A 10206-nucleotide genomic window follows, 5' to 3' on the forward strand; every position below is an offset into this window, starting at 1 on the left:
GCAGGGGGACGTGCCCCCTGGCTGGCCGGTCGGCGTGCCGCTCCGAGTCTAGCGCCGCCAGAAGGGCAGCGACACGCGCCCCCTTCGCTGTATAGGGTCGGAATGGCGATGGCGAGGAAGTCCGACGACACCCTCTCGGGAGATGTTCAGCCGGAAGACATCCGGCTGGAGGTCTCCCTGCGCCCGCGCTCCTTCGACGAGTACGTGGGGCAGGGTGCGGTCGTCGAAAAGCTCAAGGTGTACGTGGCCGCGGCGAAGAGCCGGGGTGACGCGCTGGACCACTGCCTGTTCTCCGGCCCTCCCGGCCTGGGCAAGACGTCGCTCGCGTACATCATCGCGAACGAATTGGGCGTGGGCATCCACGTCACCAGCGGCCCCGCGCTGGAGAAGAAGGGCGACCTGGCGGGTCTGCTCACCAACCTCAACGAGCGGGACATCCTCTTCATCGACGAAATCCACCGCCTCAACGCCGCCGTGGAGGAATACCTCTACCCGGCGATGGAGGACTTCCGGCTGGACATCACCATCGACACCGGGCCCGCCGCCCGCGCGATGAAGATTGATTTGCCGCCCTTCACGCTGGTGGGCGCCACCACGCGCACGGGCCTGCTCACGTCCCCGCTGCGCGACCGCTTCCAGATCCAGGATCGCCTGGAGTACTACGAGCCGAAGTTCCTGGAGCAGATTCTCGACCGCTCCGCGCGCATCCTCGGCGTACCCCTGGACCGCGCCGCCAGCCGCGAAATCTCCACCCGCTCGCGCGGCACGCCCCGCATCGCCAACCGGCTGTTGCGCCGCCTGCGCGACTTCGCCCAGGTGGAGGGCAACGGCCGCATCACCTACGACCTGGCGCACGACTCGCTGAGCCGCCTGGGCGTGGACGCCAGCGGCCTGGACGCGATGGACCGCAAGATCCTCCTCACCATCCTGGAGAAGTTCGGGGGCGGTCCGGTGGGCGTGGAGACCATCGCCGCGAGCGTGGGCGAACAGCGCGACACCATCGAGGACGTCTACGAGCCCTTCCTGATGCAGGAGGGCTTCCTCATGCGCACGCCCCGGGGCCGCACCGCCACGCTGCGCACCTACCAGTACTTCAAGAAGACGCCGCCCCCCAGCTCCCCGCAAGGGGCGCTCTTCTAGCCCGCACCACTTCCCGCCATGAGCCAAGCCTCCGCGCCCGCCGTGCCCACGGTCATCCCCAGTCCCCGCGACTACTACGGCGACCTGATGCGCGCCTCTCAGGCCACGCGCGCGGGCTTCCTCGCCGAGCGCGAGCGCTGGCTCCGCGGCGTCCCGGTGGAGGGCCGCGAGGAGCTGCTCTTCGAGTTCGAGATGTGGCTGCGCGCCGTGGAGCGCTACCTGAACCTCCACAACTCCGTGGTGGACGCCCGCGCCCGGCCGCTCGTCACGCGCGACTTCCACGAGGAGCTGGTGGACGTGCGCGACGCCATGGAGCGCGCCGTGCGCGTCGCCCGGCACCTGCAGGACCCGGACAGCGACCCGAAGATGGTCTTCCGCAAGTACGTGGAGACCCAGCTCGCGGACGACCGCGTGCGCCGGCTGCTGATTGAAGAAGAGCTGGATCAGGAGACCCCGCCGGAGAGCCTCTTCGTCGTGCGCGAGGCGTTCGACGCGCTGAAGAACCTGCTCGACAACCTGCTCCAGCTGCCGCTCATCGGCCTGTCGCTGTTCCAGGACGTGGGCAAGCTGACGCTGCGGGAAATTGTCCTCAACCGCTACTTCCGCCCCTTCCGCCCGCTGGAGTTCCGCGTCGAGTACGACCGGCTGCGCTCCGTGCGCCTGCTGGACGTGCTGGGCTCGCTGCCCGCGGACACGCGGCCCCTCTTCACCACCGCGTTCCTGGGCCTCTTCCGCGTGCTGCACTACCTGACGCACGTGGACCCGGAGGCGCAGCCGCCCGTGCCGCGCCGCGTGCGCGTGCTCCTGTCCCTGGTGCGCGGCGAGGTGTCCGCCGTCGCCAGCTACCTGCACACGGACCTGTCTCCCAAGGCCGGCCCCAAGCACCTGCAGGCCGCCACGCTGCGCGCCGCGCGCGACCTGGCCCGCGAGACGGACCGCATCTCCCGCGAGGTGCTGGTGGACCTGGACCGCGACCCCGCCGCCCCGCTGCGCGCCGCGGAGGCCTTCACCACGCTCCTTCGCCAGCAGATCGTCGCGCTGGTGGACGCGCTGGCCCCCAACGGCTCGCTGGGGGATGAAGCCTTCGGTCACCTCACCAGCGCCCAGGACGCCGCGCTGCGCCTGCGCAAGGACCTGTGGGTCTACGCCCAGCTGTGCCGCGCGGCTGAAAGCCACCTGCGCTCGGAGGACGTGGCCGCCGCCGAGCGCGTGCTGGAGGCCCTCAAGTCGTTCCTCGACTACTTCCACGACGGCGGCTACCAGCTGCTGCGCTACGCGGACTACGACGCCTTCGACCGCTTCACCTCGCTGCTGGTGGAGCTGCCCTGGCCCCCGGAAGGCCCCGGCATCCGCAGCCGCCTGGCGGAGGACCTCCGGCGTTTCTCGCAGACGCTGGAGACCACCTTCCACGCCGTCAGCCGTCGCTCGCTCCTCCAGGGCCGCGGCTTCGACAGGCCGGACGCGGAAGCCCTGCGCGACCGCTTCCTGCCGCCTGCTCGCTGACCCACCCTCTGCGTCACGATTCCCGTCAAGCCCCGGACTCCCCGTATGTCCGGGATGTGCGTTTGCTTCCGGGCACTCGCCTGCGATAGAGACGCGCCCCTGTCACGTGGGTGACACGCACTCCGGGTTGGCGTGAAACCATTCGGGTGCCCCGGGGTTCGAAGGATGAATTCCGGACATCGCTGTCACGGTGGGAGGCGCAGTGGTGGGTTTCCCAAGAGGGGTGTCTGGGCTCCGGGCCCTGCCGTCCCCTGTCCCGGCGTCCCGTGCGCCAGCAGTTCCAGGGGGTTGGGAAGGGCGGGGCCTCCTTTTCAGGCAATTCTTGTGTCACGGCCGCGTGGCATGTTGATTGCTTTTATGCGCAGCGCGTCAGGCCGCCGTGGAACGGCCTGACGGGGCCATACCCCGCGTATGTCAGTACGAAGCAGTCCCTAGAGGCGACACCGACATGCTCCAGTTCAACGACTTCCAGCGCACCCTCTCCCAGCCGGCCATCTGCCGCGGCGTGGGGCTCCACTCCGGGTTGCCCGTGACGCTGACCCTGAAGCCCGCGCCCGCGGGGCATGGAATCGTCTTCGTCCGCACGGACCTGGAGCGCCCGGTGAGCATCCCCGCGCTGGCGGAGTACGTGGTGGACACGTCGCTGGCCACCACGCTGGGCCGCGACGGCGTGAAGGTGGGCACGGTGGAGCACCTGATGTCCGCGCTGGCGGCGCTGGGCATCGACAACGTGCGCGCGGAGCTGGACGGGCCGGAAGTGCCCATCATGGACGGCAGCGCCGCTCCCTTCACGCACGCCATCATGGAGGCCGGGTCGCACGAACTGGACGCGCCGCGCGAGTACCTGGTCATCAAGAAGAGCGTGGCGGTGACGGACGGCGACAAGCAGGCCTCGCTCACCCCCGCCCGGCGCTTCCGCATCAGCTGCACCATCGACTTCGAGCACCCCGTCATCCAGGGCCAGTCCTTCGACGTGGACGTGAACGACCGGGGGTTCTCGCGTGAAATCTCGCGCGCCCGCACCTTCGGCTTCCTGCGTGACGTGGAGAAGCTCAAGACGCTGGGCCTGGCGCGCGGCGGCTCGCTGGAGAACGCCGTCGTGGTGGACGAGGCCGCCATCCTCAACCCGGACGGCCTGCGCTTCCCGGACGAGTTCGTGCGCCACAAGATCCTGGACGCCATCGGCGACGTGTCGCTGTTCGGCCGGCCTGTCATTGGCCACATGACGGCGTTCAAGACGGGCCACGCGCTCAATCACAAGCTCGTGCGCAAGGTGTTGGCGGACCCCTCCAGCTTCGACATCGTCACGGCGCGCCGCCGGGACGTGGAGGGGCGTGAGCCGGGCCGTGGAAGCCTCGCGGGCGCGTTGGAGCTGGAGCCCCTGGTCGCCTGAACGACAGACTGGCAATTCCTTGCCAGTCCCGGGGACCTCTATTAAGTCGGCGGGCTATGTCCATGCGCTCTACTCGCATCGCCCTGGCCGCCCTCCTCGCGGCATCCCTCACCGCCGGCTGCAACAAGGAGAAGGCGCCGGCCAATGCCCAGGCGCCCGCCGCGCAGGTCCAGGCCGCCAACGCCACGGAGCCGGCGCCGGACACCGTGGTGGCCACCTTCGGCAACAACGAGAAGGTCACCTTCGGTGAGCTGAACGAGCGCATCAAGGAGCCGCTGGCGAACCTGGACAAGCAGAAGTTCCAGCTGCGCAAGCGCGGCCTGGAAGGGCTCGTCACGGAGCGCCTGGTGAAGGCCGAGGCGACCAAGCGCGGCATCACCGAGGACCAGCTGCTCAAGGCGGAGATCGACGACAAGATCCCCGCGCCGCCGGAAGAGAAGATCAAGGAAGTCTTCGACGGCGCCAAGGGTCAGCTGCCTCCGGGCGCGACCTACGAGCAGATGAAGCCGCAGATCGTGGAGTTCCTGTCCGGCCAGCAGAAGCAGGAAGTGGCCCAGAAGTTCTTCGACTCGCTGCGCGCGGGCGCCAACGTGAAGTACGAACTGCCCGAGCCCCCGCGCCCGCCCGCGGAGCGCAAGCAGGTGGCCGCCACCGGCCCGGCCAAGGGTCCGGAGAGCGCGCCGGTCACCATCGTGGAGTTCAGCGACTTCCAGTGCCCGTTCTGCAGCCGCGCCATCGGCACGGTGGACGAGGTGACGAAGCTCTACGGTGACAAGGTGCGCCTGGTGTTCCGCCAGTTCCCGCTGGACTTCCACCAGCAGGCGCAGAAGGCCGCCGAGGCCTCGCTGTGCGCGAACGAGCAGGGCAAGTTCTGGGAGATGCACGACAAGCTCTTCGCCAACCAGAAGGCGCTGGGCGTGGATGACCTGAAGAAGTACGCGGGCGAGCTGAAGCTGGACACCGCCAAGTTCAACACCTGCCTCGACTCCGGCGCGACGGCCGCGACGGTGAAGTCCGACATGGCGGACGGCTCCAAGGTGGGCGTCACCGGCACGCCGGCGTTCTTCATCAACGGCATCATGCTGTCGGGCGCGCAGCCCCTGGACGAGTTCAAGAGCATCATCGACGCGGAGCTGAAGGGCGCGAAGTAGTCCGTAGCGTCTGCAGGGAGGGATGCGGTGGCGTCCAAACCCAGGGCCACGCCCCGCGTGAGCGGTGAGGCGGCTTCGCTCGAACTGGAGCGGCCGCTCGCTGCTGTCGTCTCTCCCACCCGGCCCCTTTCGGCGCACTTCCTGGCGCCGGAGGGGCTGGTGCTCCTCCCGGAGTCCCACGGCGCGGCCGGCTTCTTCGCCGGCAGCCTGGGGACGCTCTCGGTCGAGGAGGTCTTCGCCCAGATTCTTTCGGGCATCCGCACCGGCCAGCTCGTCGTGCAGCACGGCACCGTGCGCCGCACGGTGGCCTTCCGCGACGGGCAGGTGGTGTTCGCCACCTCCAGCGAGCGCTGGGAGCGCCTGGGCGCGGTGATGGTGCGGCTGGGGCTGCTGACGGAAGCGCGGCTCACCCAGGCGCTGGCGCAGGTGACGCCCGCGCGCCGCATTGGCCAGGTGCTCACGTCGCAGGGGCTTGTCTCCGAGGCCAGCCTCTACAGCGCCATGACGTTCGTGGTGCGCGAGGTGGTGCTCAACCTCTTCGAGATGGTGGAGGGCAGCTTCCTCTTCCTGGAGGCGAAGTCCCCGGCCGTGGACGCGGTGAAGCTGCCGGAGCGCACGCGCGACCTGGTGCTCACCGGAATCAAGCGCGCGGAGGAGACGGGCCGCCTGCGCCGCCGCTTCCCGGACGACATGCGCGTGACGCCCGGCCCCCAGGGCGCGCTGCCCGGCGAGGAGGCCCTGTTCGCGAAGCTGGGCGAGGGCACGACGCTGGGTGTGCTCCGGGCCGCCTACGCGGGCAGCCAGTACGCCTTCTACAGCGGTGTGGAGGAGGCGGTGCGCGGCGGCCACCTGGCCGTGCAGGCCGCGGAGGCGCCTGTTGTTCCTGGCCCCGCGGTGGAGGGCATGGCCTGGGAGCTGTTGTCCGCGGAGGAGCGCTACAACCTCCTCCTGTCGCTGGTGCACCGCGCGCTGCGCGAGGCGGGCCGCGACGTGGACCTGCTGCGCGGCTTCGTGGAGTCGCCACCGCCGGGCCTGGAGGAGGCGTACCAGGGCGTCACGCTGGGGCCGGACGGACGGGTGGACGTGGCCCGGCTGCGCGCCAACGTGTCCACCAGCGGCGGCGAGGCGGTGGGCCGGGCCATGGCGCTGGAGGCGCTGGACGCGTTCGTGTCCTACGCGCTGTTCTCCGCGCGCAACGTGCTGCCGGCGGACGTGGCCGAGCGGCTGGCCAACACCTACCGCACCCTCCAGGGCGGCCTGTCGTAAGGCGGGCCCCGGGCGCGAAGTTTCCACCGTCTGACAGCACACACCGCCCCCGTGTGCCCCTGGCGGGCCCGGAGGTGGGTGTCCACGTTCCTCCCCACGGCTGGCGGCTGGCGGGGGACGAGCACATGGGCGCGATGCGGATGTTGGGGTGGGGTGTGCTTCTGCTGAGCACGGCGTGTGGCGCGTCCCGGACGGCGGTGACGAAGGCGGGGCCCGGCACGGGTGGTTCCGGCATGGCGTCGGATGAGTCCGCTATCGCGTCCACCACGCGGCGCTACGTGGACGAGGACCTGGGCTTCGAAATCATCCGGCCCACGGCGGAGTGGCAGCTGGATGAGACGAACGAGCGCACCCCGGAGGGGCTGGCGATTCCCGTCATCCTGCGCCACCGCGTGACGGGCGCGCAGGTGGTGCTGCAGGTGGCGCCCGGCGTGGCCACGCCCGTGCAGTTCGCGGAGCGGCTGACGCAGGGGCTGCGCCAGCAGCCGGGCTTCACCACCACGGATCCGCAGCCCATCGCGCTGTCGGACAACGCGGTGGGATTCGACTTCCAGGTGGGCGAGGGCGTGCGCGGCAAGGTGGCCGTGCGCGAGGGCAACTCCGGCCGCGTGCTGATGATGCTGGCCACCTGGCCCACGGAGGCCACCGCTGGCATCACGGAGAGCGTGGACGCCCTGATGGCGGGCGTCCGTCCACTCCCGGAGCCGAGCGTGGCGGTGCGAGCACCCAGCGCGCCTGAAAAAGAGCCCGGCGACCCGCGCTAGCTGGCGCGAGGAATCGGGCTTCAAGGCTCCACGCGGATGCCCGCGCGGAGCCCGGCGATGCTTCGCAAAGGACTCCGCGCGGAGCTCGGCGACGCTCCGCGAAGGACTCCATGCGGAGCCCGGAGGCTCCACGGGGACTACGCGCGGGCCGGCTTGCCCTTGGTGGCCTTCGGAGCCTTGGCGGCCTTGGGGGCCTTCGCGGGCGCCTCGGCCTTGGTGGGCTCCGGCTGCGAGGCGATGCGCGCGGCCTGCTGGCGCACCAGCTCCACCAGCGTGCGCGCGCCCACGCCCGTGCCACCCTTGTTGAGGTAGCCGCGCTCCTTGGGGCTGTTGGACGGACCGGCGATATCCAGGTGCACCCAGGGCGTGTCGCCCACGAACTCCTTGAGGAAGAGGGCCGCGTTGATGGCGCCGCCCCAGCGCTCGCCGGAGTTCTTCATGTCCGCCACGTCGGAGCGCAGCGCGTCCTTCTGCAGGTCGCTGACGGGCAGACGCCACATCTCCTCGCCCGCGGCGCGCGCGGCGGTGAGCACGCTGTTCACCGTGTCGTCGTCGTCGCCGAAGGCGCCCACGATGTAGCTGCCCAGCGCCACCATGCACGCGCCCGTGAGCGTCGCCAGGTCGATGATGGCGGACGGCTCGTGCTCGCCGGCCCAGGTGAGCATGTCACCCAGCACCAGGCGGCCTTCCGCGTCCGTGTTGGTGATCTCCACCGTCTTGCCGGAGCGCGCGGTGAGGATGTCACCGGGCTTGTACGCCGTGCCGGACGGCATGTTCTCGCACGCGCCGATGAAGGCGTGCACGGGGAAGGGCGGCTTCACCACGGAGCCGATGACCTTCATCGCGGCCAGCACCGCGGCGGAGCCCGCCATGTCCGTCTTCATCTCCACCATGCCCTCGGTGGGCTTGAGCGACAGGCCGCCCGAGTCGAACGTGATGGCCTTGCCCACCAGCGCCAGCGGGGCGCGCTTCGCGTCCTTCGCGTTCTTCGGCGTGTAGATCAGGTGGATGAGCCGCGGCTCCTGCACGCTGCCTGCGGTGACGCCCAGGAACATGCCCATGTTCAGGCGCTCAATCTCCTTGCGCGCGCCAATCTCCGCGGTGAGCCCGCCTTCCTTGGCGGCCTGCTGCGCGGCCTGCGCCAGCTTCGTGGGGGTCACCACGTTGGGGGGCTCGTTGACCAGGTCGCGCGCCCAGTTGACGGCCTCCGCCAGCTTGAGGCCCAGGTGGAGCGCGTCATCCAGCGCGCGCGACTTCTCCGTGCCCTCCGGCAGGGACAGCGTGGCGCGGGTGAGCTTGGGAGCGCCCTTGTCCTCGCGCGCGGAGGACTTGTACTTGTCGAAGCGGTAGACGCCCAGCTCCAGGCCCTCCACCACCGCGCGCACGGCCAGCGCCGCGTCGTCCGTGGCGGGCACGCGGAAGCCGATGGCGGTGGACTTCAGCCGCTGCGCCGTCTTCGCCGCGCGGCCCGCGGCCAGCCGCAGCACCTCCGGCTGGAAGCGCGCGCGGTTGCCCAGGCCCAGGAGCAGGACGCGGTCCGCGCCCAGCTTCCCCAGCGTGTGCACGAGGAAGGACTGGTCCACCTTGCCCTTGAAGCCCTCCTGGGTGGCGGCGGCGCGCAGCTTGCCGTCCAGCGCCGCATCCGCGGCCGTCAGCGGCGCGGGGGCGGAATCACCCAGCTCGCCCTCGAAGAGGGGGATGACGAGCAGCTCACCGCTCACCGGCGCGGCTTCACCGGAGACGAGACTGAATTGCATGGCGACTTGGACTCCTGGACAGAGGGAGGGGGTGATCCGAGGGGCGCGACTGTAGACGCGCCGCGTGTTGCTCGCAAAGCGCTGGTTGCCACTCGGGCATTGCAATGCCCCTGCGCGCTGGATAGCTGTGCACTCCCAATGCCCACCCTGTTGCTGCATCTGACGGCCATCGAACGGTTGGCGGCCCACCCGGACGGGCTCCCCGCCGACTGGGTGCGCGCGCTGTCGGAGGACCTGCCGTACGCGCGCTTTGGCGCGGCGCTGCCGGACCTGCCGCTGTGCGCAGGCGTGCGCGGGGGCCTGGGCGTGATGATGCAGCCAGAGGCCGGCTGGCCCCCCTTCGCGCGGCTGTACCACGAGCGCGCCCCGGTGGGCCTGGGCCTGAAGATGGCGGAGCTCGTCGCCTCGGGCGCCCTCGTGGGCACGGAGGCGGGCCTGGCCATCCTCGCGGGGTATTTCACCCACCTGAGCCTGGACCGGCGCCTCCACCCGCTGGTGGACCAGCTGGTGCTGCGCCACCGCCGCAAGGGCGAGCGGGCCTCGGACGCACGGCGTCAGGTGGAGTGGGCCCAGACGCTCTTCTTCCTGCGCCAGCAGGACGGCACGGATGGCGTGGGCACCGCCCGCATCCGCGAGAAGTTCCAGGTGGTGAAGAGCTCCGGCATCCCGCTGCGAGGCATTGGCCGGGGCATCTACGAACTGGTGCGCCTGGCGTCGCAGGACCGCGTGGGGCAGGCCCCCACCAAGGCGGAGCTGGACGGCTGGGTGCGCGGTCTCTACGTCTCCGGGCTCTTCCTCTCCAGTCCGCTCGGCCGCACACGGGCCCTCCCGGCGTACTCGCAGCTCTCCTTCCAGGAGCTGTACCGCAATGATCACTTTGACTTCGCGGTGGAGCTGGACGCCGCGCTGGAGGTGACGCGCGGGCTGCTTCGAAAACTGCACGGCTACATGGCGCGTGGCACCTACACGCCGCGCACGCGCGCGCGGTTCATGGAGGAGTTTCCAGAGGGCACGCTGGGCGCCACCGCCGCGTAGTGAACGGATCCGCACGGCCCGCGTCTCGGGCCTGTGTTCGCGTGCAGGGCATCCAGCCGATCGAGCAGGTTGCCCTCCGGGGCGTGGCGCTATCCGAAGCGGGGAGTGCCTCCTATCCTCGATAGGGAATGACAGTCTTGCTCCTCATGGCGGCGGGTGTGTTGGCGGGTGGGCTGGGGGCGCTCCTGGGCATCGGG

At 70.5% G+C, this 10206-nt stretch carries 8 protein-coding genes; 7 read left to right on the forward strand and 1 reads right to left on the reverse strand.

Features of this window, described 5'->3' with window-relative positions; translation table 11 throughout:
* Window positions 1-102 precede the first annotated feature (102 nt).
* From ruvB to D7Y11_RS26145, 6 genes are all read left to right on the forward strand, one after another.
* Window positions 103-1140 carry a Holliday junction branch migration DNA helicase RuvB gene (gene ruvB / locus D7Y11_RS26120; protein ID WP_120578565.1) on the forward strand — a complete coding sequence of 346 codons (1038 nt, stop codon included), beginning with the start codon at window positions 103-105 and terminating at the stop codon, window positions 1138-1140.
* A gap of 18 nt (window positions 1141-1158) precedes the next feature.
* Window positions 1159-2643, forward strand: a complete 1485-nt coding sequence (locus D7Y11_RS26125; protein WP_120578564.1) for a hypothetical protein — start codon at window positions 1159-1161, stop codon at window positions 2641-2643.
* 448 nt (window positions 2644-3091) lie between these two features.
* The gene (lpxC, locus tag D7Y11_RS26130; protein WP_120564081.1) at window positions 3092-4036 is read left to right on the forward strand and encodes a UDP-3-O-acyl-N-acetylglucosamine deacetylase; all 945 of its coding nucleotides are present in this window, start codon (window positions 3092-3094) and stop codon (window positions 4034-4036) included.
* Between the two features lie 56 nt (window positions 4037-4092).
* Window positions 4093-5187 (forward strand): thioredoxin domain-containing protein, encoded by a 1095-nt coding sequence (locus D7Y11_RS26135; protein ID WP_120578563.1) that lies wholly within the window; start codon window positions 4093-4095, stop codon window positions 5185-5187.
* A gap of 27 nt (window positions 5188-5214) precedes the next feature.
* Complete coding sequence (locus tag D7Y11_RS26140) at window positions 5215-6453, forward strand: DUF4388 domain-containing protein (protein ID WP_126935060.1); 1239 nt, start codon at window positions 5215-5217, stop codon at window positions 6451-6453.
* A 125-nt stretch (window positions 6454-6578) separates the two neighbouring features.
* Window positions 6579-7217, forward strand: a complete 639-nt coding sequence (locus tag D7Y11_RS26145) for a hypothetical protein (protein ID WP_126935062.1) — start codon at window positions 6579-6581, stop codon at window positions 7215-7217.
* 137 nt (window positions 7218-7354) lie between these two features.
* Here the strand turns inward: D7Y11_RS26145 and D7Y11_RS26150 are convergent, their stop codons facing one another.
* Window positions 7355-8974, reverse strand: coding sequence for a leucyl aminopeptidase (locus D7Y11_RS26150; RefSeq protein WP_126935061.1), 1620 nt, complete (start codon window positions 8972-8974; stop codon window positions 7355-7357).
* Between the two features lie 138 nt (window positions 8975-9112).
* Between D7Y11_RS26150 and D7Y11_RS26155 the strand changes: the two genes are divergently transcribed.
* Window positions 9113-10009: a hypothetical protein gene (locus tag D7Y11_RS26155; protein WP_120578560.1), complete on the forward strand. Its 897-nt coding sequence runs from the start codon at window positions 9113-9115 to the stop codon at window positions 10007-10009.
* The last annotated feature ends 197 nt before the right edge of the window (window positions 10010-10206 follow it).

Origin of the sequence: Corallococcus sp. AB018 (genome assembly GCF_003986945.1) — a bacterium.
Lineage (GTDB): Bacteria > Myxococcota > Myxococcia > Myxococcales > Myxococcaceae > Corallococcus > Corallococcus exiguus.

Bases quoted from the DNA above. Each gene is read 5' to 3' on its own strand.
- ruvB (WP_120578565.1), top strand. From the start codon at position 103: ATGGCGATGGCGAGGAAGTCCGACGACACCCTCTCGGGAGATGTTCAG.
- D7Y11_RS26155 (WP_120578560.1), top strand. From the start codon at position 9,113: ATGCCCACCCTGTTGCTGCATCTGACGGCCATCGAACGGTTGGCGGCC.
- D7Y11_RS26145 (WP_126935062.1), top strand. From the start codon at position 6,579: ATGGGCGCGATGCGGATGTTGGGGTGGGGTGTGCTTCTGCTGAGCACG.
- lpxC (WP_120564081.1), top strand. From the start codon at position 3,092: ATGCTCCAGTTCAACGACTTCCAGCGCACCCTCTCCCAGCCGGCCATC.
- D7Y11_RS26125 (WP_120578564.1), top strand. From the start codon at position 1,159: ATGAGCCAAGCCTCCGCGCCCGCCGTGCCCACGGTCATCCCCAGTCCC.
- D7Y11_RS26135 (WP_120578563.1), top strand. From the start codon at position 4,093: ATGTCCATGCGCTCTACTCGCATCGCCCTGGCCGCCCTCCTCGCGGCA.
- D7Y11_RS26150 (WP_126935061.1), bottom strand. From the start codon at position 8,974: ATGCAATTCAGTCTCGTCTCCGGTGAAGCCGCGCCGGTGAGCGGTGAG.